This is a genomic window from Streptomyces sp. AM 2-1-1 (assembly GCF_029167645.1).
In the GTDB taxonomy this organism is placed as follows: Bacteria; Actinomycetota; Actinomycetes; order Streptomycetales; family Streptomycetaceae; genus Streptomyces.
Window position 1 is genome coordinate 1,300,217 of the sequence record NZ_CP119147.1, and the last position, 24,480, is coordinate 1,324,696.

General features: G+C 71.0%; 19 protein-coding genes. 7 read left to right on the forward strand and 12 right to left on the reverse strand.

Annotated features, from left to right (window positions below; genetic code table 11):
• Positions 1-23: 23 nt before the first annotated feature.
• The 4 genes from ngcE to PZB77_RS05545 all read right to left on the reverse strand — a co-directional run bounded on the left by ngcE (position 24) and on the right by PZB77_RS05545 (position 5,686).
• The gene (gene ngcE, locus PZB77_RS05530) at positions 24-1,469 is read right to left on the reverse strand and encodes an N-acetylglucosamine/diacetylchitobiose ABC transporter substrate-binding protein (protein ID WP_275491418.1); all 1,446 of its coding nucleotides are present in this window, start codon (positions 1,467-1,469) and stop codon (positions 24-26) included.
• 820 nt (positions 1,470-2,289) lie between these two features.
• A complete protein-coding gene (locus PZB77_RS05535) occupies positions 2,290-2,925 on the reverse strand; it encodes a histidine phosphatase family protein (RefSeq protein ID WP_275491420.1) in 636 nt (211 codons plus the stop codon).
• A gap of 220 nt (positions 2,926-3,145) precedes the next feature.
• Positions 3,146-5,401: an alpha-xylosidase gene (gene yicI / locus PZB77_RS05540; RefSeq protein ID WP_275491421.1), complete on the reverse strand. Its 2,256-nt coding sequence runs from the start codon at positions 5,399-5,401 to the stop codon at positions 3,146-3,148.
• Positions 5,402-5,497: 96 nt separating this feature from the next.
• A complete protein-coding gene (locus PZB77_RS05545) occupies positions 5,498-5,686 on the reverse strand; it encodes a hypothetical protein (RefSeq protein ID WP_275491422.1) in 189 nt (62 codons plus the stop codon).
• 254 nt (positions 5,687-5,940) lie between these two features.
• Between PZB77_RS05545 and xylA the strand changes: the two genes are divergently transcribed.
• From xylA to PZB77_RS05570, 5 genes are all read left to right on the forward strand, one after another.
• Complete coding sequence (xylA, locus tag PZB77_RS05550) at positions 5,941-7,110, forward strand: xylose isomerase (protein WP_275491423.1); 1,170 nt, start codon at positions 5,941-5,943, stop codon at positions 7,108-7,110.
• Between the two features lie 151 nt (positions 7,111-7,261).
• Complete coding sequence (locus PZB77_RS05555; protein ID WP_275491424.1) at positions 7,262-8,524, forward strand: sugar ABC transporter substrate-binding protein; 1,263 nt, start codon at positions 7,262-7,264, stop codon at positions 8,522-8,524.
• 11 nt (positions 8,525-8,535) lie between these two features.
• Positions 8,536-9,507, forward strand: coding sequence for a sugar ABC transporter permease (locus PZB77_RS05560; protein ID WP_275491425.1), 972 nt, complete (start codon positions 8,536-8,538; stop codon positions 9,505-9,507).
• On the forward strand, positions 9,504-10,376 hold the full coding sequence (locus PZB77_RS05565; RefSeq protein ID WP_275491426.1) for a carbohydrate ABC transporter permease: 873 nt from the start codon (positions 9,504-9,506) through the stop codon (positions 10,374-10,376). The genes PZB77_RS05560 and PZB77_RS05565 overlap by 4 nt, the downstream gene beginning before the upstream one ends.
• Before the next feature lie 9 nt (positions 10,377-10,385).
• Positions 10,386-11,768: a GH1 family beta-glucosidase gene (locus PZB77_RS05570; RefSeq protein ID WP_275491427.1), complete on the forward strand. Its 1,383-nt coding sequence runs from the start codon at positions 10,386-10,388 to the stop codon at positions 11,766-11,768.
• 90 nt (positions 11,769-11,858) lie between these two features.
• Here the strand turns inward: PZB77_RS05570 and PZB77_RS05575 are convergent, their stop codons facing one another.
• From PZB77_RS05575 to PZB77_RS05610, 8 genes are all read right to left on the reverse strand, one after another.
• Positions 11,859-13,805, reverse strand: a complete 1,947-nt coding sequence (locus PZB77_RS05575; RefSeq protein ID WP_275491428.1) for a GAF domain-containing protein — start codon at positions 13,803-13,805, stop codon at positions 11,859-11,861.
• A 134-nt stretch (positions 13,806-13,939) separates the two neighbouring features.
• Positions 13,940-15,328, reverse strand: a complete 1,389-nt coding sequence (locus tag PZB77_RS05580) for an MFS transporter (RefSeq protein ID WP_275491429.1) — start codon at positions 15,326-15,328, stop codon at positions 13,940-13,942.
• Between the two features lie 85 nt (positions 15,329-15,413).
• Complete coding sequence (locus tag PZB77_RS05585; protein ID WP_275491430.1) at positions 15,414-16,211, reverse strand: 3-hydroxybutyrate dehydrogenase; 798 nt, start codon at positions 16,209-16,211, stop codon at positions 15,414-15,416.
• 258 nt (positions 16,212-16,469) lie between these two features.
• Entirely contained in the window at positions 16,470-16,655 is a 186-nt protein-coding gene (locus PZB77_RS31230) for a hypothetical protein (protein WP_343299838.1), read from the reverse strand.
• A gap of 500 nt (positions 16,656-17,155) precedes the next feature.
• Entirely contained in the window at positions 17,156-17,809 is a 654-nt protein-coding gene (locus PZB77_RS05595) for a CoA transferase subunit B (protein ID WP_275491431.1), read from the reverse strand.
• Positions 17,793-18,593 (reverse strand): CoA transferase subunit A, encoded by an 801-nt coding sequence (locus PZB77_RS05600; protein ID WP_275491432.1) that lies wholly within the window; start codon positions 18,591-18,593, stop codon positions 17,793-17,795. Before PZB77_RS05600 ends, PZB77_RS05595 begins: the two co-directional genes overlap by 17 nt.
• 488 nt (positions 18,594-19,081) lie before the next feature.
• Positions 19,082-21,796 (reverse strand): aconitate hydratase AcnA, encoded by a 2,715-nt coding sequence (acnA, locus tag PZB77_RS05605; RefSeq protein ID WP_275491433.1) that lies wholly within the window; start codon positions 21,794-21,796, stop codon positions 19,082-19,084.
• A gap of 410 nt (positions 21,797-22,206) precedes the next feature.
• On the reverse strand, positions 22,207-23,088 hold the full coding sequence (locus PZB77_RS05610; protein ID WP_275491434.1) for a LysR family transcriptional regulator: 882 nt from the start codon (positions 23,086-23,088) through the stop codon (positions 22,207-22,209).
• A gap of 60 nt (positions 23,089-23,148) precedes the next feature.
• On the opposite strand from PZB77_RS05610, the gene PZB77_RS05615 reads away from it, so the two are divergent.
• Positions 23,149-23,514: a DoxX family protein gene (locus tag PZB77_RS05615; RefSeq protein ID WP_275491435.1), complete on the forward strand. Its 366-nt coding sequence runs from the start codon at positions 23,149-23,151 to the stop codon at positions 23,512-23,514.
• 301 nt (positions 23,515-23,815) lie between these two features.
• Positions 23,816-24,457: a hypothetical protein gene (locus tag PZB77_RS05620; RefSeq protein WP_275491436.1), complete on the forward strand. Its 642-nt coding sequence runs from the start codon at positions 23,816-23,818 to the stop codon at positions 24,455-24,457.
• Positions 24,458-24,480: the final 23 nt, after the last annotated feature.

Genomic DNA, 24,480 nt, shown 5'->3' on the forward strand with positions numbered 1-24,480 from the left:
TGCCGCCGCTGGTGACGCGTGGATCACTGGTGCTTGAAGTGCTTGATGGACTGGTCCTTGGCCGCCGCGTCCGCGTAGCCCTGGATCTTCTTGATCGCCTCGGCGGGGGTCGCGCGGCCCGCCATCATCTCGCCGAGACCGGAGACGCCGATCTGCTCCTTCTGGAGCTTCACGTACCAGTCCTGCAGGCGCGGGTTGACGACGTTGGTCCCGGCCTTCTCCAGCGCGGCGACACCGGACTTGAGGCCGTCCGACAGCTCGATGCCGTCGGTTCCGCCGTTGTAGGCGGAGAGGGACTTGGTACTGGAGGTGAAGGACTTGGAGGACGCCTCACTGAGCATGATGCGCAGCTGCTCCATGCCGCCCTCGGCGTTCTTGGCGTTGGCCGGGACGATGAACGGTTCACCGCCGGACGCCCAGATGGTGCCGAACGGCATCTTGTCCGAGGCGTCGAGGCTGGAGGGAGCGCCCACGGACAGCTTGAAGTCCTTGGGGATGACCGAGGCTTCCTCGTTCTCGACCCAGGAGCCGTTGGGGATGAACAGCGCCTTGCCGTTGGCCCACGCGCCCTGCGAACCGCGGTGGTCCAGGCCCGGGGTGCCCTGGAGGACGTAGCCCTTCTTGTAGAGCTCGTAGTACGCCTCGAACGCCGCCTTGACCGCGGGGTGTTCCCACGCCTTCGGCTCCAGGTTGTCGATCGCGTCGAGCACCTCGACGCCACCGATCTTGGCGATGAAGGGGTAGAGCGAGAACGGCAGGTAGTACGGGTACTTACCGGCGTAGGTCCAGCCGGCGATGCCCTTCTTCTTCGCCTTGGCGCAGAGCGCGAGCATGTCGTCCCAGGTCTCCGGGTACGCCGCGTCGAGCTTGTCCAGAGCGGTCTGCGAGTACCAGACGCCGTACACGGTGTAGGCGTAGTACATGATCCAGACCGGGTCGCCGTCGAACTGGCCCATCTCGACGATCCCCGGGCGCAGGGTGTCGCGCACCGTCTTGCTCGGGTCGTCGATCGACGGGGCGTCGAGCAGCGGAGTCAGGTCCGCGAGCTGCTTCTTGCCGACCAGGACGCCCATGTCCATCTGCTGGGCACCGGAGTTGTCGATCAGGTCCGGCGGGGTGCCGCCGTTGAAGCGCGGCTGCAGGACCGACTGGATCTTCTGGGTCTTGGAGAACGTGATCTTGGACTTGGGGTACGTCTTCGCGTAGACGGCCTTCGCGTCCTCGGCGTACTTGGTGCCGAACCCGCCGTCGAAGATGACGAGTTCCAGGGGCGCGCTCTCGTTCACGGCCAGCGGGTTCTCCGCGGACTTGGTGCCCTTCTCGACCTTCTCGTCGGAGCCGCTGTCGCCGCTGGCGCAGGACGCCAGGAAGCTCATCGTGGGAACGGTGATCACGCCGAGTGCGGCGGATCGCTTGATCAGGTCGCGACGGCCGAGACCCTCGTTGTTGTGGGCGGAGGTCGATCCCATGCTCAAGTCCTCACCTTCATCAGGACTCGGGCGGTGTGCCGGTCACCCGTCGAGATCTCGCCACAGGCGAAGGGCCCCGCCACCGCACGGTCGGTTGCGCTTGGGTCGTGCAGAGAGACATACCGGATTGCCTGGCTCGGCCTGGGCGTGCCGGGAGACCGTACGACGGAGCAGCCCATGGCATGCCCCGAACGCTCCCCCGCACCCTTCCGAGTGCGCACCCGTGTGAAACGGCTGTGCAGACGCCGACAGGTATAGTCCACTTGCGGTCGGAGGAGCAAGATCGAATGCAGGTTTGCCCGGGAGTCTTTCCCGAGTTGAGACCTCACCGACATGTCGGCACCGTGCGCCCCGAGCCCGACGGCAGCATTTTCGGGATTTCGACGATTCGCCCGTCACCTCTCCCGTAACCACCGCGAAACGCGGGATCACCCGGCGGTCGTCGAGACCTCGGGCGGGACGGGCCGCCTGTCCGATCCGGCCCGTTCGCCCCACCGTCGGATCACAATAAATGGCGACAATCGATGGTCTTCGGCGTCGACGGTTCACGGCATTCACCCGCAGGGCGAAATGCAATTCGGGCGAATCGGTCGAGTTCATGCCGTACACCCGCAGTGGCGGTGCAATTGCGTTCAATTCTCGAACGGACCGCCGGAGCGATCCCGAGGACGCCGGAACAGCGGAACGGCCGGCACCGGGTCCCTCCGGTGCCGGCCGTCTCCACTCGGGAGGATGGTCGTCCATGGTCCGTCCGTACGCTCACGCCACCCGCATTCCGGGGGGTGCCGCGTCGGGCCGGCCGATGCCGGGCCGTGCCGCCTCAGCGCTCCCTGCGGACCTCGCGCACGAGGCTCGCGGGCAGGGCCAGGTTCCAGGCGGTGATCACGGGCTGCCCGTGCTCCGTGCCCAGCCGGGAGATCGCGCCGGTGGCCAACTGGAAGAGGTTGCCACCGGCGGGCGGCAGACCCAGGTAGCGCGCGGTGAGGACGCGCAGGAAGTGGGAGTGGGCGACGAGCACGATGTCCTCGTCCTCGGCGAGCCCTTCGGCCGTGGCGCGTACCCCGGCGAGCACCTTGTCGGCCCGCGCACCGATCTCGGCCGGGCTCTCCCCCGGGTGCGCGGTGGGACCGGCCTCGACCCCGTCGGTCCAGAGGTTCCAGAGGGGGCGGGTGAGGTGGATCTGGACGGTGGTGATGCCCTCGTACCCCCCGTAGTCCCACTCCCGGAGCTCGGGGATGATGCGGGGCGAGACGAGTCCGGCGAGTTCCGCGGTGCGGCGGGCCCGGACCGAGGGACTGACCAGGCTGAGCCCGATCTGACGGTCGGCCAGCAGCGGCACGAGCGCGCGGGCCTGGGTCTCGCCGAACCCGGTGAGCGGCAGATCGGTGTAACTGGTGTGCCGGCCGTTGCGGGACCATTCGGTCTCGCCGTGCCGGATCAGGATCAACTCGCCCATGGTGCGTCCGTTCTTCGTGCGTGTCGCTGCGACCGTGCAAACCCGCCGGACCACGATCGCATTCCGCGCGGACCGGGCCACCGCGACGCGCCCGCTCACGCGCCCGCCCCCGGTGACGCGCGAGCGGGCGGCTCGCCACCGGGGGCGGGGCGGTACTTCCGGGGTTACTTCGGCGGTACTCCAGGGGTCGTACACGCCTCGTACGCGGACCGTATACGAATCAGCCGCGGACCACCCGCACTCCGTCCTCGCCGACGACCTCGATCGCGTACGGCCGCTCCGTGTCCGAGGTCACATGGATCGTGCCGCCCTCGCGGACCACCCGGAAGGTCGCCGCGGGGGCGCCGGTGAGGTCGGGGACGGTGACCGTGCGGGAGAAGTCGCCGGTGCCGGCCGGGGCGTACACCCGCAGTTCGAGGCCGTCCAGCCAGTCGCCGTCCGGGCGCGAGACGTCCGCGCCGAGCGGCAGTACCGCCCCGGGCCGGACCAGGAGCGGCAGACTGTCGAAGCCGTGCGTCTCGTGGCGCCAGGCCGGGCCGGTGACCGTCTCGCCGGTGAGCAGGTGGGTCCAGGTGCCCTCGGGGACGTAGTACTCGACCTGTCCGTCCTCGGTGAAGACGGGGGCGACCAGCACGTCGCCGCCGAGGAGGTACTGCCGGTCCACCGTGCGGGTCGCCGGGTCGTCCGGGAACTCCAGCAGCATCGGGCGCATCACCGGGACGCCGGTGCGGTGCGCCTCGACGGCGGCGCCGTAGAGGTACGGCATCAGGCGGTGCTTCAGTTCGGTGAACTGCCGGGCCACGTCCACCGCCTCGTCGCCGAACTCCCACGGCACGCGGTACGACGAGGAGCCGTGCAGGCGGCTGTGCGAGGAAAGGAGGCCGAAGGCGAGCCAGCGCTTGAAGACGGCCGGGTCGGGGGTGCCCTCGAAGCCGCCGATGTCGTGGCTCCAGAAGCCGAAGCCGGAGAGGCTCAGCGAGAGCCCGCCGCGCAGCGACTCGGCCATCGCGCCGAAGGAGGACCAGCAGTCGCCGCCCCAGTGGACGGGGAACTGCTGGCCTCCGGCGGTCGCCGAGCGGGCGAAGAGGACGGCCTCGCCCTGGCCGCGCTCCTTCTCCAGGAGGTCGAAGACGGCCTTGTTGTAGAGGTGGGTGTAGTAGTTGTGCATCCGCTCGGGGTCGGAGCCATCGTGCCAGACGACGTCCGTCGGGATGCGCTCGCCGAAGTCGGTCTTGAAGCCGTCGACGCCCTGGTCGAGCAGGACCTTCAGCTTGCTCTGGAACCAGGCGGTCGCCTCGGGGTTCGTGAAGTCGACCAGCGCCATGCCGGCCTGCCACTTGTCCCACTGCCAGACGTCACCGTCGGCGGTCTCGACGAAGTAGCCCTTCTCGGCCCCCTCCGCGTACAGGGCGCCCTTCTGCGCGATGTACGGGTTGATCCAGAGGCAGATCCGCAGCCCCCGGTCCTTGAGGCGGGCCAGCATGCCGACCGGGTCCGGGAACACCTCCGGGTCCCACTCGAAGTCCGACCACTGGTACTCGCGCATCCAGAAGCAGTCGAAGTGGAAGACGGAGAGCGGGATGCCCCGATCCGACATGCCCTCCACGAACGAGGTGACGGTCTCCTCGTCGTACGAGGTGGTGAAGGAGGTCGTCAGCCAGAGGCCGAAGGACCAGGCCGGTGGCAGCGCGGGGCGGCCGGTCAGCGCGGTGTAGCGGGCGAGGACGTCCTTGGGCGTCGGGCCGGCGATGACGAAGTACTCCAGCGTCTGGTCCTCGACGCTGAACTGCACCTGGCCCACGGCCTCGGAACCGACCTCGAAGGAGACCTTGCCGGGGTGGTTGACGAAGACGCCGTAGCCGCGCGAGGAGAGGTAGAACGGGATGTTCTTGTACGCCTGCTCGCTGCTGGTCCCGCCGTCCGCCTGCCAGATGTCGACGACCTGGCCGTTCTTCACGTACGGGGTGAAGCGCTCGCCCAGTCCGTGGATGGTCTCGCCGACACCGAGGGCGAGCTGCGCGAACATGTGGTGTCCGCCGTCCGGCACGGTGGCGAAGGCGGTGCCCTTGGGGCCCGCCGCCGTCAGCAGGCGGCCCTCGCCGTCCAGGAAGTCCAGGCCGAAGGCGCCGGAGTCGGAGAGCCGCAGGGTGAGCGGGCCGCTGGTGAGCTCGGCGGTGCCGTTCTCGCGGCGGGTGCCGGCGGTCGCCTCCCCGGTGGCGCCGGGCAGGTCGAACTCGGGTCCGGGACGGCGCTTTCCGGCGTGGTGGGTGACGCGCACGCCGATGACGCCCTCGGCGGGCGAGTGCGCCTCGACGGTGATGAGCGGGGCGTTGAGCGTGTCGCCCCGGCGCGTGACCCGCTTGACGGCGGCGTAGGCCGTGAGCCGGTCGGTGTCCAGGCGCAGATCGCGGACTTCGGTGGCGTACGAGGCGACCACACCGTCCCGCATCTGCCAGAAGCCGTCGGTGAACTTCATGGGGGTCCTCAGCCGTTCTGCAGTCGTATCGGGGTTCGGGCCGGGCCCCGGGCTCCGTCGCGGGTCAGGTGCGCGCGGAGCCCGGGAGTCCGAGGGTCAGGAGTGCGGGAGGGCCGGGGCGGGCCGGTCCGGGGTCCGGGCGGTCCGCTCCCGGGTCCGGGCGGTCGGCTCCGGGGTCCGGCGGGCCGCGTCCGGGGAACGGCTCTCGCGGGCGCCGTCCCGGGCGGCCACGGCGTGCGGGGCGCGGCCCGCCGCCCGTACGTGCCGGGCTTCTCCGGACGGCATGGCGCACCTCGTTCCTGCGGGAGTCTCTTTTGATCGTACACAAAACAAATACGGCGCGATTGCCGTGGATCGACCGTGAATCACGGCACAGGTACCGATGTGAACCAGCATGTGACGGGAAAGTTGTCCCGCAGTGACCGTTGTGTCACAGAAGAGGTCTGGTGCGAAGCCGATGAGTGGAGTATTAGTACTGACAATGAACAAATTGGTCGGTCGGCAGTGCAGCCGTCCGGGCCCGTCGACAAGAGGCAGACATGTCGGACCGTTTCTCTCCCACTTCCGCTGACAAGTTCACCTTCGGTCTCTGGACCGTGGGCTGGCGGGGCAACGACCCCTTCGGTGAGCCGACCCGTCCGGCGCTCGACCCGGTCGAGTCCGTCGAGCGGCTCGCGGAGCTCGGCGCGCACGGCGTGACCTTCCACGACGACGACCTGATCCCGTTCGGGTCCTCCGACACCGAGCGCGCCCGGCTGATCGGCCGGTTCAAGGACGCCCTGGAGCGCACCGGCCTCAAGGTCCCGATGGCGACCACCAACCTGTTCACGCACCCCGTGTTCAAGGACGGCGGCTTCACCTCCAACGACCGCGACGTCCGCCGCTTCGCGCTGCGCAAGGTCATCCGCAACATCGACCTCGCCGCCGAACTCGGCGCCCAGACCTACGTCGCCTGGGGCGGCCGCGAGGGCGCCGAGTCCGGCGGCGCCAAGGACGTCCGCGACGCCCTCGACCGCATGAAGGAGGGCTTCGACCTCCTGGGCGAGTACGTCACCGACCAGGGCTACGACATCCGCTTCGCGATCGAGCCCAAGCCCAACGAGCCCCGCGGCGACATCCTCCTGCCCACCGTCGGCCACGCCCTCGCCTTCATCGAGCGCCTGGAACGCCCCGAGCTCTACGGCGTCAACCCCGAGGTCGGCCACGAGCAGATGGCCGGACTCAACTTCCCCCACGCCATCGCCCAGGCCCTGTGGGCCGGCAAGCTCTACCACATCGACCTCAACGGCCAGTCCGGCATCAAGTACGACCAGGACTTCCGCTTCGGCGCCGGCGACCTGCGCCAGGCCTTCTGGCTCGTCGACCTCCTGGAGAACTCCGACTACACCGGACCGCGCCACTTCGACTTCAAGCCGGTGCGCACCGACGGCTTCGACGGCGTCTGGGAATCCGCGAAGAACTGCATGCGCAACTACCTGATCCTCAAGGACCGCGCCGCCGCCTTCCGCGCCGACCCCGCCGTCCAGGAAGCCCTCACCGCCTCCCGCCTCGACGAACTCGCCACCCCCACCGCCGCCGACGGCCTCAAGGGACTCCTCGCCGACACCACCGCCTACGAGACCTTCGACGTCACCGCCGCCGCCGAACGCTCCATGGCCTTCGAAGCCCTCGACCAGCTCGCCCTGGACCACCTCCTCGGCGTCCGCTGACCCCGACGGTCAGGGGTGCCCCGCGCACGGTCGTGCGGGGCACCCCCGCCGGGTACGGAACCAGCCGGACCCGTACCCGGGGCACGACCCCCTCTCCCGGAGACACCGGTGTCTCCGGGAGTCCGGCCCACTCCCCACGCAAGGGCACCCCGTGACAGCACATATAACGGACGGATCGCGCCAGCGGCGCCGCCGTCTCGACCGGCGGGTCGTCGTCCCGCTCACCGTTGTCTCCGCGCTCGTCGGCGCCGTCGCTCTCTCGGGCTGCGGTGCGCAGCGGGACGAGAGCGTGTTCACCGTCCTGAACTCCTCGACGGACGACTCGTACCACGGCTGGGACGCGGCGACGCTGAAGCGCTGCAGCAAGCAGCTGGGCGTCACCATCGAGCAGCAGTCCGTCCCGGCCGCGCAGGTCATGACGAAGTCGTTGCGGATGGCCTCCTCGAAGTCGCTGCCCGACATCATCCAGTTCGACGGTTCCGAGATGCCGACGTTCGCCGAGACCGGCGGTCTGCTGGACCTGAAGAAGCTGGGCGTCTCCACCGCGGACATCCCCGAGGGCATCCTGGACTACGGCTCGTACAAGGGCACGTACTACGGGGCCGCGCGCACGGTGAACACCCTCGCGCTCTTCTACAACAAGGACATCCTCGACAAGGCCGGCCTGCCGGTGCCCACCACGTGGGCCGAGATGCGGTCGACGGCCGAGAAGCTCACGAAGAGCGGGAGCTACGGCGTCGCGCTGAGCGCGGGCGGCGCGGAGGACGGGGTCTACCAGTTCACCCCGTTCATGTGGTCCAACGGCGGTGACGAGACCGCCCTCGACAGCCCTCGGGTGGTCGAGGCGCTGGACTACTGGAAGTCGCTCATCAAGGACGGCTCGCTCTCGAAGTCCACGGTCAACTGGACCCAGGCCGACGTCAACGACCAGTTCATGGCGGGCAACGCGGCCATGATGATCAACGGTCCGTGGCAGGTCGAGACGCTCAACACCAAGAAGAACCTGCACTGGGGCATCGCGCAGATCCCGGTCCCGGAGGCCGGCGAGGACTCGGTGGGCCCGCTGGGCGGCGGCATGCTCACCATCCCCGACGTCGGTGACACCGCGCGGGAGAAGACCTCCGCGAAGATCGTCAACTGCATGACCAGCGAGCAGGAGGAAGTCACCTACGCGCTGAACAGCTGGATGATCCCCGCCAACCAGAAGGCCGCGGCCGTGTGGCGCGAGAAGGTCCCGTCGCTGAGCTCGCTCGCCGACCAGGTCGCCACGGCCCGCTCGCGCACCGCGAAGCTCGGTTCCGGCTGGACCTCGGTCTCGCTGGCCCTGCAGAGCGCCTTCCAGTCGGCCCTCACGGGGCAGTCCAGTGAGTCGGCCCTCAAGCACGCCCAGCAGCGTGTCGAGAGCGGGAACTGAGGTATCTGAACATGTCGTCCACCGCTGCTTCCGCATCCACCGCGCCCACCCCGGCGGCCCCCGCCCCCGAGGCGGTCCCCGCGGCCAAGAGTCCGAAGCCGGGCTCGCTCAAGCGCCGCCGCACGCTGGCCCAGTGGGGCTTCATCGCTCCCGCCGTCGTCTTCATGCTGCTGTTCTTCGGCTACCCGCTCGTCCGCAACATCGTGATGAGCTTCCAGCACTACACGCCGTCCACCTTCTTCACCGGTGAGGCGCCCTTCAACGGGCTCGACAACTGGAAGAACGTCTTCCAGGACGACCTGTTCGGCAAGGCGCTCTGGCAGACCATCCTCTTCACGATCGGTTCGCTGATCGGGCAGTTCGGCATCGGTCTGGCCCTCGCGGTGTTCTTCAACCGCCGCTTCCCCCTCAACGGGGTGCTCCGGTCGCTGATCCTGCTGCCCTGGCTGGTCCCGATGGTCGTCTCCGGTGTGGTCTGGCGCCGCATCCTCGACCAGGACACCGGGGTGCTCAACTCCTTCCTGGGCCTGTTCGGCGCCGGTGACACCCCGTGGCTGAGCAGCACCGGCATGGCGCTGATCTCGGTGATCATGGTGAACATCTGGATCGGCATCCCGTTCAACATGGTCATCCTCTACGGCGGCCTGCAGGAGGTCCCGAAGGAGATGTACGAGGCGGCCTCGCTCGACGGCGCCTCCGGCTGGCGCACCTTCCGCTCGATCACGCTGCCGCTGCTGAAGCCGGTCATCACCGTCGTCCTGGTGCTGGGCTTCATGTCCACCGTCAAGATCCTGGACCTGGTCCTGGCCCTGACGGACGGCGGTCCCGCCGACTCCACCCAGACCCTGGGCACCCTGACGTACCAGAACTCCTTCGCCCAGCTCGACTTCGGCGCGGGCGCGGTGGTCGGCAACATCCTGATCCTGATCTCCGCGGTCTTCGCGGTGTTCTACCTGCGGGCCAACCGCAACGAGGGGAAGTGAACGGCATGGCGACCACCACTCCCGCCGTTTCGGCCCATGCCGCGGGCAGGCCGGCCGAGAACAAGCCGAAGCGCCGCTGGGGCGCGATGATCGCCGGGATCGTCATCCTGTGCGTGATGCTCTTCCCGCTCTACTGGATGGTCAACACGGCCCTCCAGCCGGAGTCGGGCCTGCTGGAGGTCGATCCGGTCCCGCACAGCCTGGACTTCTCGGGCTTCGGCGACGCGTTCCGGGAGCAGGGCGGACACCTGCTGACCTCGCTCGGCGTCGCGCTCGGCGCCGTGGTCATCTGCCTCCTCTTCTCGGCTCCGGCCGCCTACGGGCTCGCGCAGTTCAAGCTGCGGGGCACGAAGACCGTCGTCTTCGGCACCCTGATCACGCAGATGGTCCCCGGCATCGTCATCGCGAACGCCCTGTACAGCGCCTACGTGGACCTGGGCCTGGTCAACTCCTACGCCGGTCTGATGCTGGCCGACGCCTCGCTGGGCATCCCCTTCGCGATCGTGCTCATGCGGTCGTTCATGGTGGCGATCCCGCGCGAGGTCATCGAGGCGGCGGAGGTCGACGGCGCGGGCCGGTTCCGTACCTTCGTCCAGGTCGTGCTGCCGATGAGCCGCAACTCGCTGATCACGGCGGGGCTGTTCTCGTTCCTGTACGCATGGAGCGATTTCATGTTTGCCCTCACACTGAACACCACGGACGACGTGAAGCCGATCACGCTGGGCATCTACCAGTACATCGGTGCGCACGTCGGAGACTGGGGCTCGGTCATGTCCGCGGCGGTTCTGTCGGCGATCCCGGCTGCCGTGCTGCTCGTCCTGTCCCAGAAGTACATCGCCGCCGGGATCACCGGTGGCTCGGTCAAGTAAGGGCTTTTCATGAGTGAGTTCCCTGTCTTCCCTCCGGGTTTCGTCTTCGGTGCGGCCACCGCGTCGTACCAGATCGAGGGCGCGGTGGCCGAGGACGGCCGCGGCCCCTCCATCTGGGACACGTACAGCCACACGCCGGGACGTACGGATGGCGGCGACACGGGTGACGTGGCCTGCGACCACTACCACCGCTACCCCGAGGACGTGGCGCTCCTGCGCGACCTGGGCGTGGAGTCGTACCGTTTCTCCATAGCCTGGCCGCGCATCCAGCCGACCGGCAGCGGCCCGGCCAACGCCAAGGGCCTGGACTTCTACTCGCGGCTGGTCGACTCGCTGCTGGAAGCGGGCATCGAGCCCGCCGCCACCCTCTACCACTGGGACCTTCCGCAGGCCCTGGAGGACAAGGGCGGCTGGCGGGTCCGCGAGACCGCGGAGCGCTTCGGCGAGTTCACCTCGATCGTGGCCGAGCACCTGGCCGACCGGGTGCCGCGCTGGATCACCCTCAACGAGCCCTGGTGCAGCGCCTTCCTGGGCTATTCGGTCGGACGGCACGCCCCGGGCGCCAAGGAGGGCACCGGCGCGCTGGCCGCCGCCCACCACCTGCTGGTCGGCCACGGCCTGTCCATGAAGGCGCTGCGTGCCGCGGGCGTCCGCGAGGCGGGCATCACCCTCAACCTGGACCGCAACCTCCCGGCCACCGACACCGACGCTGACCGGGGCGCGGTGCTCCGCGCGGACACCCAGCACAACCTGGTGTGGACCGAGCCGATCCTCGCCGGCCGTTACCCCGCGAGCGACGAGGAGACCTGGGGCGAGCTGATCACGGCGCAGGACTTCCGCCTCGACGGCGACCTGGAGCTGATCTCCCAGCCGATCGACTTCCTGGGCATCAACTACTACCGGCCGATCGTCGTCGCGGACGCCCCGTACCGCGAGGCCGACCCGGCGCTGCGGGTGGCGACCGACAACCGGCTCCGCGAGACGGAGTACCCGGACGTCCGCCGTACCGCGATGGGCTGGCCCGTCGTGCCGGAGACCTTCACCGATCTGCTGACGGATCTGAAGAAGACCTACGGCGAGGCCCTGCCGCCCATCCACATCACGGAGAACGGCTCGGCCGAGTACGACACGGTCGACGCGGACGGCGCCGTGCACGACACGGACCGCGTCGAGTACCTGCGCGACCACCTGGCGGCCCTCAAGGCCGCCATGGACGCCGGTGTGGACGTCCAGGGCTACTACGTCTGGTCGCTGCTGGACAACTTCGAGTGGGCCCTCGGGTACGCGAAGCGGTTCGGGATCATCCGGGTCGACTACGACACCCAGGAGCGCACCCCGAAGGACAGCTACCGCTGGTACCAGCAGCTGATCAAGGCGCACAAGTCCGCCTGACCACCGCCGGTTCCCGGCCGGGGGCGTGCGCACGGTCCGCCGCGCGTACGCCCCCGCGGCGCGTCCGGGGCGCACCTCCCGGGCGAGGGGTCAGCCCGCCGGGGCGCCGGCGCCGGGAGTGCGGCGCCGGGCGAGGTGGTGCAGCCGCAGGGCGAGCTGGATCTCCAGCGCCCTGCCGGGTGTGTTCCAGTCCGGGCCGAGGAGCTGGGCGACCCGGTCGAGGCGCTGGACCACGGTGTTGACGTGGACGTGCAGCGCGTCCTTGGCCCTGGCCGGGCCGGAGCCGTGGGCGTAGTAGGCGTCGAGGGTGCGGGCGAGTTCGGTGCCGCGCCGGGCGTCGTAGTCGAGGACCGGGCCGAGGACCCGGTCCACGTATCCGGCGAGGTCGGTCCGGTCGCCCAGCAGCACGCCGAGGAAGCCGAGTTCCTCCAGGCCCGCGCCCTCGCCGGTGCGGTCGAGGACCTCCAGCGCTTCGAGACAGCGGCGCGCCTCGTCGTAGGCGCCGGGCAGGGACTCGGGGCCGGTGGTGGGACCGGCGACCCCCGCGGTGACCGGTGCGCCGATCGCGCGGCCGAGGTCCTGGGCCAGTTCCCGCGCCAGCGGTCCGGGTTCTGTGGTGGGCACGAGGAGGACCGCGCAGCCGTCGCGCACCCCGGCCAGGCCGCCCAGCAGCCGGGCGCGCCGGGCCGCCTCGGTCAGCAGCCGCGGGCGCAGGTCGGGTTCGCAGCCGAGGACGAGGACGGCGTGCGGACGCGACAGGTGGACGTCCAGCTTCCTGGCCCGCAGCGTCATGCTCCCGGTGTCCCGGTGGCTCCCCGGCGGGTGGCCGGTGAGCAGGTCGTCCAGCAGTTCACCGCGCACCCGGTCCTCGGCCTCCGCGACCGACCTGCGCAGCAGCAGGAGCAGCGCGGTGACCAGGGCGGCCCGCTCGAACAGCCGCTGGTCGGCGGCGGTGAGCCCGGCCCTTCCGGTGAGGACGAGACTGCCGAGGAGCTCCGGGCCCGCGAGCGCCGCGCAGACCCAGCTGCCCTCGACGGGGACGGCCCGGCCGCCCCGGCGGGAGGCTTGGATGCCCTGCTCGGACGGGACGGCTGCACCGGTCCCCAGGCGGGCGAGTTCGGTGCCGTCCGCGTCGTGGACCGCGAGGTTGCCGCCGAGCAGAGCGGCGATCTCGCGTGCGACGTCGTCGACGCCGCCGCCGCGCAGGACCAGGTCGGTGAGCCGGTCGTGGGCGTCCGCGGCGCGGTGCAGGGCCTCGCTGTGGGCGCGTGCCGTCTCGTTGGCCGCGTTGAGTTCGACGAGCGCGGAGCGGGTCTCCTCCAGCAGGCGCGCACCGTCGATGGCGACGGCGGCGTGGTCGGCGAGGGAGGCGAGCAGGGCGATGGCCTCGGGGGCGAAGTCGCGGGAGGTGCGGTCCGCGGCGAACAGGACGCCGATGACGCGTCGGCCGACGCGGAGCGGCACCCCCAGGATGCCGACGAGTCCTTCCTCGCCGACGCCCGCGTCGATGGCGCCGGTGTGCTTGAAGCGGCGGTCGGTGCGGTAATCGGCGCTGGCGTACGGGCGGGCGGTCTGGGCGACGAGGCCGCCGAGTCCCTCGCCCATGCCGAGGCGCAGTTGCTGGAACCTGGCGGAGACCGAGCCCGCGGTGACCCGCATGAACGTGTCGCCGGCGGCGGGGTCGTTGAGGGTGAGGTAGGCGACGTCGGTGTTGAGCAGGGTGCGGGCCCGGTGGACGATGGCTCGCAGCACGGCGTCCGGATCGCGCAGAGCGGCCAGGTCGCCCGCCGTGTCGAAGAGTGCGGCGAGTTCAGCCTCACGTCTGCGCCGCTGGGTCAGGGTCCGGTGGATCGCCAGGGCGGTGCGGGTGGCGTCGTCGACGGCTTCCTGTTCGCGCGGGTGGGCATGGGCCGCGCGGGTCCGGGCCGCGGGCCCGGCGAGCTGCTCGGCGGGCGCCTCGGCGGCGAGGAGGTCGAGCAGCTCCCGGAGGGCTGCCGCCACCGTCGACGTACCGGCGTCCGTTTTCGCGTTGGTCACGGTGGCGGTCCTTCCCGGCCGGCCACTCGGGGCCGGTCCGCGATCGGTCGGGGCGGATACGGGGGACGAGGTCCGTCCCCGCCGGGCGGGGACGGACCTCTGGCGGGGACGGACCTCTGGCGGGGACGGGCCGATCAAACCCGGTCGGTGGCGGCGACCGGCACGTCCTGCGCGCGCGGCTCCCCGGCCGACGCGGGGCGGGTCAGGTCACGGCCCCGGGTCTCCTTGATCACGAGGACGGTGAGCGTGGTGACCACCGCGGCGGCGCAGAGGTACAGGGCGACGGGCGTCCCGGAATCGTAGTTCCTGAGGAGCTCGACGGCGATGATGGGTGCGAGGGCGCCCGCCAGGATGGAGGCGAGCTGGGAGCCCATGGAGGCTCCGGAGTAGCGGACCCGGGTATCGAACATCTCGGAGATGAAGGCCGCCTGCGGCCCGTACATGGCCCCGTGGAAGAGCAGACCGACGGTGACCGCCAGCGTGATGACGGCGAACGACTCCGAGTCGACCAGGGCGAAGAAGGCGAAGGCCCACAGAGCCATGCCCGCCGAGCCGACCAGCGTCACCGGCCTGCGGCCGAGCCGGTCGGAGAGGGCGCCCCACATCGGGATGGTGACGAAGTGGACCGCGGAGCCGATCAGTACGGCGTTCAGAGCCGTGCTCCTGGGCAGGCCCAGGTGCGTGGTGACATAGACCAGCACGAAGGACGTGAGCAGGTAGTAGGAGATGTTCTCGCCGAACCGGGTGCCGATGGCCCCGAGCACCTGGCGCCAGCTGTGGCGGAAGACTTCCACGACCGGCGGCTCGTCCTTGGCCCCGCCGGCCGCCTCGGCCTCCGCCTCGGCGCGGGCGGCGAGGAAGACCGGGGACTCGGAGAGCGAGACGCGGATCCAGAGTCCGATCACGACCAGGACGCCGGACAGCAGGAACGGGATGCGCCAGCCCCAGGAGAGGAACGCCTCCTCCGACTGGACGGCGGCCAGCAGCGCCAGCACACCGGTGGCCAGCAGGTTCCCGCCGGGTGCGCCGGCCTGCGGCCAGGACGCCCAGAAGCCCCGGTGCTCGGGGCCGCCGTGCTCGGACACGATCAGCACCGCGCCGCCCCACTCGCCGCCCAGCGCGAAGCCCTGCACCAGGCGCAACACGGTGAGCAGGATGGGAGCGCCGACGCCGATGGTGTCGTAGGTGGGCAGCAGGCCCATCGCGAAGGTCGCGCCGCCCATCATCATCAGGCTGAGCACGAGGAGCTTCTTGCGGCCGATGCGGTCTCCGAAGTGGCCGAAGACCAGGCCGCCGACGGGCCGGGCGGCGAAGCCGATCGCATAGGTGACGAACGCGATCAGGGTGCCCACCAGCGGGTCGCCGGTGGGGAAGAACAGGGTGTTGAACACCAGGGCGGCGGCGGAGCCGTAGAGGAAGAAGTCGTACCACTCGATGGTGGTGCCGATCAGGCTGGCGCTGACGATCCGGGCTATGCCGGAGCGGGCCTCGGGTGGCTGGGAGGTGCTGACGTCGGCGGTCATGGGTTCACCGGCTTCTCGGGGGGCGGGTCGTGCGGGACGCGAGCGGGATCCGGGCGGGCCCGGGGCGGTGCGGGGCGGACGGCGGTCAGTTGGCTCCCCAGCCGCCGTCGAGCGGGAGGGAGGCGCCGGTGATGTAGCTGCTGTGGTCGGCGCAGAGCCAGAGCGCGGCGGACGCGACCTCGTCGGCCTCCAGCAGCCGCTTGATGGGCGAGCGGGTCAGCAGCACGTCGGCCAGCACGTCCGCGCGGCTGATCCCGTGGGCGGCCGCCTGGTCGCGGATCTGGTTCTCCACCAGGGGGGTGCGGACATAACCAGGATTGACGCAGTTGCTGGTCACCCCGTGCGGGGCGCCCTCCAGCGCGGCCACCTTGCTGAGTCCCTCCAGGGCGTGCTTCGCCGTGACGTACGCCGCCTTGTAGGCGCTGGCCCGCAACCCGTGGACGCTGGAGATGTTGATGATCCGGCCCCAGCCTCGCGCGTACATGTACGGCAGACACCGCCGCATCAGCAGGAAGGGCGCCGTCACCATCACCTGCTGGATGTGGGCGAACCGCTCGGGCGGGAACTCGGTCAGCGGGGCGACGTGCTGGAGACCGGCGTTGTTGACCAGAATGTCGATCCCGGACGGCAGGGTGTCGATCACGGCCGGGTCGGCCAGGTCGGCGACGTGGACGACGCCGCCGATCGCGGCCGCCACCCTCTCGGCCGCCTCGGCGTCCCGGTCGACCACGTGCACGGTGGCGCCCGCCGCCGCCAGCGCCGCGGCGCACGCCTTGCCGATGCCGCTGCCGCCGCCGGTGACCAGGGCGGTCCGGGAGGTCAGCCGCACACCGGACGCGGAGGGTGCCGGGCGGAGGGCGGGAGGAGGAACTTCACTCGTCATGGCCGGAAACACTAGGGACGCCGTCGCGTCGCACCTATGGATCCGACCGACACAATGCGGGCCGGTCCTGTGGTGGACGCGGCCACCGCCGGGCGCGGCCCGGCCGTCCGTGGGCACGGAAGACCTCGGGGGGACGGCCGGGGCCACTCCAGGGTCGTCCGCCGAGCCGGCAGTGCGTCAGCAGATCGGCGGGCGTCGCGTCGACGGGCCCGGGAACGGTGCGCCGGGCCGGCGGCCGGTGTCCGTCGAGCCGGCCCTTCAGGGCGGTGCGGTGGCACGGCACGAGGGCCGCAGCCGGTCGGGGAAGACGTCCACCGGGGAGTCGGTGTGGGTGCCGTACTCGATCCGTTGGGTGCGGTGCAGACCGCCCCGGCCCGCCTCGTGGACCGTACGGGCGTAGACGTCCGCATCCCGGGCGGCGGGCAGCAGGACGCGGGGCGTCAAACGTCGGGCGTCGGGCGTCGGGCGTCGGGCGTCGGGCGTCGGGACGTCGAGCGTCGGGGCGGCATCTGCCGGAGATGCGGGACCGTCAGGAGACAGGACCCGTCGGTCGGCGAGGACCCCGCCGTCAGCCCGGTGCCGGTGTACGCGGCCGAGCCGGGGGTTCCGGCCTGGACGCCGTCGCGCCGGGCGACGTACCCGGTGGCTTCGGGCGGCCCGGAGTGGTCCGCGTCCTCTTGGGCCTTCCGGGTGCATCCGTGCAGCGCCGGCACCACGGCGGGCCGGACCGGCAGGGCGGGGCGCCGACGGGCGGAAGGCTCCCCGGAGTACCAACGGCTTCATGGCGGCTCCCCCGGTGGTGTGGGGTGCACCGGACAGCTCCGAGCCACCCGCTGTGCGGCACCGTGGGAGCCGTCCGGTGCGCGACGACAGGGCGCGAGGCACCACATCCGACCGCCGCACGCGACGTGGTCCGCGACGGGGTGCGCAGCCTGCCAGCAGGGCTAACGAGCCGTCAGCAGATGTGAGGGCACGTGCAGTTCGGCATCGGTCAAGGCCCGCACCTGGTCGACACGGACCCCGGGGGCGAGTTCCGCCAGCGCGAAACCGTCCGGGGTGACGTCGACGACGGCGAGGTCGGTGATGACGCGCTGGACGACCCCGGCGCCGGTGAGCGGCAGCCCGCACCGCCGCACGAGCTTGGGGCTGCCGTCCCTGGCGGTGTGTTCCATCAGCACGATCACCCGGCGCGCGCCGTGCACCAGGTCCATCGCTCCGCCCATGCCCTTCACCATCTTGCCGGGAATCATCCAGTTCGCCAGGTCCCCGTCCTGCGACACCTGCATGGCGCCCAGCACTGCCGCGTCGATGTGTCCGCCGCGGATCATCCCGAAGGACAGCGCGGAGTCGAAGTACGACGCGCCCGGCTGTACCGTCACCGTCTCCTTGCCGGCGTTGATCAGGTCGGCGTCGATCTCCTCCTCGGCCGGGTAGGGCCCGGTGCCGAGGATGCCGTTCTCGGACTGCAGCACCACCTCGACTCCCGGTGGCAGGTGGCCGGGGATCAGGGTGGGCAGGCCGATCCCGAGGTTGACGCAGGTGCCGTCCACCAGCTCCCGGGCGGCCCTGGCAGCCATCTGTTCACGCGTCAGCGCCACGACCGACCCCGCCTTCCTGTCCGGTCCGCACACACCGTCGTTCGACGCGCCGTTCGGCGGCCGGGTCGTCCGGGGAGACCCGCACCACCCGCTGCACGAAGACCCCCGGCAAATGCACCGCGTCCGGGTCCAGTTCGCCGGGCTCCACCAGCCGCTCGACCTCGGCGACGGTGACGCGCCCGGCCATCGCGGCCGGCGGGTTGAAGTTGCGGGCGGAGGCGTGGAACACCAGGTTGCCGTGCCGGTCCCCGGCGGCGGCCCGCACCAGCGCGTAGTCGGTGGTGATGCCCTCCTCCAGCAGGTGCTCCCGGCCGCCGAAGACGCGGGTCTCCTTGGGCGGGGACCCCACCGCCACCCGCCCGTCCGGGGTGTGGCGCCAGGGAAGTCCGCCTTGGGCGAGCTGGGTCCCGGCCCCGGCCGGGGTGTAGAACGCCGGGATGCCGGACCCACCGGCCCGCAGCAGTTCGGCGAGCGTCCCCTGGGGCACCAGCTCCACCTCCAGTTCGCCGTGGAGGTACTGCCGGGCGAACTCCTCGTTCTCGCCGACGTACGAGCTGGTCATCCGGGCGATGCGGCCGGCCCGGAGCAGGAGGCCGAGCCCCCAGTCGTCCACCCCGCAGTTGTTGGACACCACGTTCAATTCGCCCGTCCCTCGCCGCAGCAGCGCGGCGATCAGCGCGGACGGGACGCCGCACAGGCCGAAACCGCCGACGGCCAGCGAGGCTCCCTCGGGGATGTCCGCCACCGCCTCGTCCACGCTGCCGACCGTCTTGTCCAGCCCCATACCGCTCCTCCGGCCCGGCGCGGCGGCCGGATTCCCGTGCCGTCCGCGCGTTGGTTCGCATCGACGTGAGGACGGTACGTACGCGCCAGGGTCCGGTGGTACGGCGTGCGCCGCCATCGTTCGGCCCGCCGGAGTGTGGTCCCGGACCAGGTGAGGCAGAGGACGGAGTGCGCACACAGGGGGGCGGAGGCGCGGTACGGGTCGGCGCGCGGCACCACGCCGACGGTCCCCGCCCGTGCCTCGCGTCCGGGACGGCACGGACGGCGGGGGTCCGGGGCGGGCAGCGGGAGGGGAGGGCGGCGCGACGATCAGCGGGGCGCAGGCCGCCGGGTGGCCCATGACGTCCTGCGCCCCCCCTGCGCCGCGGCGCCACGGGGCACGGGCCACGGGCCGCGGCGCAGGAGGGTGCGGGACGGACGGCGGAGGGCCGCACCGGCCGGGTCGGGACCCGGCCGGTGCGGCCCTCACGCCGGAAGTGCTGCCGCCGCCTACTTGCGGATCAGGCTGCGGAGCACGTACTGCAGGATGCCGCCGTTGCGGTAGTAGTCCGCCTCGCCGGGGGTGTCGATGCGGACGACGCCGTCGAACTCCACGCCGGTGTCGGTCGTGACCTTGACCGTGCGGGGGGTGGTGCCGTCGTTCAGCACGGTCACGCCGGTGAAGGAGAAGGTCTCCTCGCCGGTGAGGCCGAGGGACGCAGCGGTGTGGCCCTCCGGGAACTGGAGCGGGAGGACGCCCATGCCGATGAGGTTCGAGCGGTGGATGCGCTCGTACGACTCGGCGATGACGGCCTTGACGCCCAGCAGCGCGGTGCCCTTGGCGGCCCAGTCGCGGGACGAGCCGGAGCCGTACTCCTTGCCCGCCAGGATGACGAGCGGGGTGCCGGCGGCCTGGTAGTTCTGGGAGGCGTCGTAGATGAACGACACCGGCCCGTCGGCCTGGGTGAAGTCGCGGGTGAAGCCGCCCTCGGTGCCCGGCGCGATCTGGTTGCGCAGGCGGATGTTGGCGAACGTGCCGCGGATCATGACCTCGTGGTTGCCACGGCGCGAGCCGTAGGAGTTGAAGTCACGACGCTCGATGCCGTGCTCGGTGAGGTACTTGCCGGCCGGGGTGTCGGCCTTGATCGCACCGGCCGGGGAGATGTGGTCGGTGGTGACCGAGTCGCCGAGCTTGGCGAGCACGCGGGCGCCGGTGATGTCCTCGACCGGGGTCGTCTCCATCGTCATGCCCTCGAAGTACGGGGGCTTCCGGACGTAGGTGGACTCGGAGTCCCACTCGAAGGTGTTGCCGGTCGGGATCGACAGCGCCTGCCACTGGGCGTCGCCCGCGAACACGTCCTGGTAGGACTTGTTGAACATGTCCTCGCCGATGGAGTTGGCGACGACGTCGTTCACCTCGGCCTCGGACGGCCAGATGTCGGCGAGGAAGACCGGCTTGCCGTCCTGGTCGACGCCGAGGGCGTCCTTGGTGATGTCGACCTTCATCGAACCGGCGATGGCGTACGCGACGACCAGCGGCGGGGACGCCAGGTAGTTCATCTTGACGTCGGGGTTGATCCGGCCCTCGAAGTTGCGGTTGCCGGAGAGCACCGAGGTCACGGCCAGGTCGTTCTCGTTGACCGCCTTGGAGACCTCTTCCGGCAGCGGGCCGGAGTTGCCGATGCAGGTGGTGCAGCCGTAACCGACGAGGTTGAAGCCGACCTTGTCGAGGTAGGGCGTCAGGCCCGCCTTGTCGAAGTAGTCGGTGACGACCTTCGAGCCCGGGGCGAGGGTGGTCTTGACCCACGGCTTGCGGGTCAGGCCCTTCTCGACCGCCTTCTTCGCCACGAGCGCCGCGGCGACCATGACGTACGGGTTCGAGGTGTTGGTGCAGGAGGTGATCGCGGCGACGGTGACGGCGCCGTGGTCGATCTCGTACGTGGTGCCGTCGGGGGCCGTGACCGTGGTCGGGTTCGACGGGACGCCGTTGGAACCGGCCGGGGCGTCGGAGGCCGGGAAGGACTCCTTGCCCGACTCCATGTCGTCCGCGACGTAGTTGCGGACGTCCTGGGCGAACTGCGCCTTGGCGTCCGCGAGGACGATGCGGTCCTGCGGGCGCTTCGGGCCGGCGATGGAGGGGACGACCGTGGAGAGGTCGAGCTCCAGCTTCTCCGAGAAGTCCGGCTCGGCGGCCGGGTCCAGCCAGAGGCCCTGCTCCTTGGCGTACGCCTCGACGAGCGCGACCTGCTGGGCGTCGCGGCCGGTCAGGCGCAGGTAGTTCAGGGTCTCGTCGTCGATCGGGAAGATCGCGGCAGTGGAGCCGAACTCCGGCGACATGTTGCCGATGGTGGCGCGGTTGGCCAGCGAGGTGGCGGAGACGCCCTCACCGTAGAACTCGACGAACTTGCCGACGACGCCGTGCTTGCGCAGCATCTCGGTGATCGTGAGGACGAGGTCGGTGGCGGTGGTGCCGGCCGGCAGCTCGCCGGTCAGCTTGAAGCCGACGACGCGCGGGATGAGCATGGAGACCGGCTGGCCGAGCATCGCGGCCTCGGCCTCGATGCCGCCGACACCCCAGCCCAGCACACCGAGGCCGTTGACCATCGTGGTGTGTGAGTCGGTGCCGACGAGGGTGTCGGGGTACGCCTGGCCGCCGCGGACCATGACCGTACGGGCCAGGTGCTCGATGTTGACCTGGTGGACGATGCCGGTGCCCGGGGGGACGACCTTGAACTCGTCGAAGGCGGTCTGGCCCCAGCGCAGGAACTGGTAGCGCTCCTTGTTGCGGCCGTACTCCAGCTCGACGTTCTGGGCGAACGCGTCGTTGGTGCCGAACTTGTCGGCGATGACGGAGTGGTCGATGACCAGCTCGGCGGGGGCCAGCGGGTTGATCTTCGCCGGGTCGCCGCCCAGCTCCTTCACGGCCTCACGCATGGTGGCGAGGTCCACGACGCAGGGAACGCCGGTGAAGTCCTGCATGATCACGCGAGCCGGCGTGAACTGGATCTCCTGGCTCGGCTGGGCCTGGGAGTCCCAGCCGCCCAGCGCCCGGATGTGGTCGGCGGTGATGTTCGCGCCGTCCTCGGTGCGGAGGAGGTTCTCCAGCAGCACCTTCAGGCTGTACGGGAGGCGAGCGGAGCCCTCCACCTTGTCCAGCCGGAAGATCTCGTACGACTCGTCGCCCACGCGCAGCGTGCTGCGGGCGTCGAAGCTGTTCGCCGACACGACAGTCTCCTTCATCAATGTGCGCGTACTACCGCGCCGCGCCTCACTCACGGCGGGCGCCCTGTGGTGCCGCCTGCGACTTCTCGCCGATCCGCTAGGGTGGGATTAGTTAGGTAACCCTTACCAGCGGCGGCTGCGGTGCGCCTCGGCAGATATCTCGATGTCGAGATAACTCTAGTACATCGCCGTCGAACGGTCATGTCCGGGCACGGGTGTCCTGTCGGAACGAAGGTTGCGTCGTTCTCCTCGGACATCGAACGCACGCGGGGCCGGCGGTCACGGCACTGCGCATCCGTGCGCGTCCGGCCCGCTCGCCGTGGGTGCCCCGCCTGCGGCCGAGCCGACCGACCCGGCCGTCGCCGGTGCGGTGCGATCGGGCCGATCGGCGCGCCGGCGGTCCGTCGCCCCCGTCAACTCCCGCCCGGTCGCCGCGCGATGGCCTCCAGCAGCTCATCCAGCGCCACCTGGTGCGTCCGCCCTCGAGGCCGGGCCAGCGCCACCCGGCTCGGCGAGACCCCACGGACGGGACGGAACACCACGTCCGGGTGGGAGTAGAAACGGGCCGCCGAGGTCGGGGCCAACGCCACGCAGCCGCCGGCCACCGCTCCGAGCCACTCGTCGGGACGACTGGTGACGGCGCCGACACGGACGGGGTGCCCCTCCCGTTCTTCCGCCGCCAGCCAGTGCTCCCTCCAGAATCCGGGCTTGTCTCCGGCCGCGACGAACGGCTCGTCCCACAGGTCCCGGAACTCCACCGTCCCGCAGTTCGCGAGCGGATGCCGAGCGGGGAGCAGCACCCCGCGCTCCTCGACGAACAACTCCCGCACCACCCATTTCTCCTGCCCCGGGAACGGCGTGCGCACCACCGCCGCATCCACCTCACCCCGGGCCAGTCCGGCGCTCGGGTCGGACCAGTCGAACTGCCGCAGTTCCACCCGCCACTCCGGCCGCACCTGGCGGAATGCGGCGATGGCCTCAGGGACGGCGCCCACTGCGCCCGCATCCAGGAAGCCCAGGCGCAGCACCCGCGCCGCCCGGCCGGTTGCCCGTACCGCCTCGTCCCAGCCGTTCAGCAGCGCGGGCACCCGCGAGGCGAGCTCCCGCCCCGCCTCGGTCAACGCCATCCCCGACCGCGAACGCGTGAAGAGACGCACCCCGAGATCGTCCTCCAGGCGCCGGATCTGCTTGGTCAGCGCCGGTTGCGACACGAACAGCCTCTCCGCCGCCCCGGTCAGGCTGCCCTCCTCCGCCACCGCGGCGAAATACCGGAGCAGGCGTGTGTCCACATCCATGCCAACAGGTTATAGAACCAGGTATTGGACGGTTTCGCGGGGCCTGCGGACCCTGGAGGCATGACCGGTTACCCGTTCGCGTTCCTCACCGTCACCTTGCTCACCGCCGCCATCAACCTCGGTATCGCCGCCGCCGACCTCGCCGGAGCCCGCTTCGTCCGGGCCAACTCGGCGCGGGTGGGTGTCCCCCGGTCCTGGCTGCCCTGGTTGGGCGCCCTCAAGGCGGCTGGCGCCGCGGGCCTCCTCCTGGGCCTCTGCGATGTCGCACTGCGCCCCCTCGGCGCCGCGGCGGCCTGCGGTCTCAGCCTCTTCTACCTGGGCGCGCTCGCCTTCCACCTACGCGCCCGCGTGCTCCACAACCTGGCGTTTCCCGGTTTCTACTTCGCCACCGCCGTCGCCTCGCTGGCCTTGAACGTGTCCTCCTGAGGCAGGCACTGCTCCGTACTCGGTGAGGGCGGCACTGTTCCGCGCTCGACGAGAGCACTCGGCCTTCACCACGACAGGCCCACGGTGACCGCCTCATCCCCTCCCCCGGGCCGTCCCCGGCACATCGGGCCCGCCCGCCCAGCCCCTGGAGACGGCTCCGGGGGGGGGCGGGTGGGCCGGTGAGTCGGCGGGCGGGTGGCCGGTGGGCGGGTGGGCCGGTGGGCTGGTGGCCGGTGGGCCGGTGGGCCGGTGGGCGCGAAATACGGTGGATACCCCGGCGGCGAAGGGCGATGCTGACGCCGTGCTGATCATGGATGCCGTCATGGAGACCCATGGCGTCGCGAGCCCTACCCCGTGGCCCACCGCCGCCCCGGGCGCGGACCGTCTCCTCGTGCTCTCCGACCGGATGTCACTCCTGGACGTCGGAACGGCGATGGCGGTGCTGACCGACCCCGGCGACGACGGAGAACCCGGCGGGCCGGCCCCGGGCGCGGCCACCGGTCTCCGGCGCGTCCAGGACCTGCTGGACTGCGATCTCGTCATCGCGCCGGGCGGCCTCCTCCTGCGGGACACCACGACCGGCGTCGCCCTCGCTCCCGGGTGCTGTTTCGGCCTGGAGAACTGGCGCGACTGGCTCGACCTCGCACACGGCGAAGAGATCTGGCTCGGCCACGACGGCGCCCCACGCCTGGAACACCGGGGGACGCTCATCAGGATGTGGCCCGGCACGGGCCCCCACGCACAACTCCCCGTCGAGTTCCATCGAGCCGAGCTGCTGGGCCTCCTCCGTACCGTGCACGAGAAGCTCAACGGCTTCCTCGTCCTGGCCGGACAGTGGGCTTCCCCCTACGCCCCCGCCCTGGCCACCGCGCTGATGACGCGGCTCGGGGAAGATCTGCACATCACCGCCCCGCTGGAGACCAGCCTCGTCGCCGACGCGTGAACAGCGGTCCCGACCGAGACCGT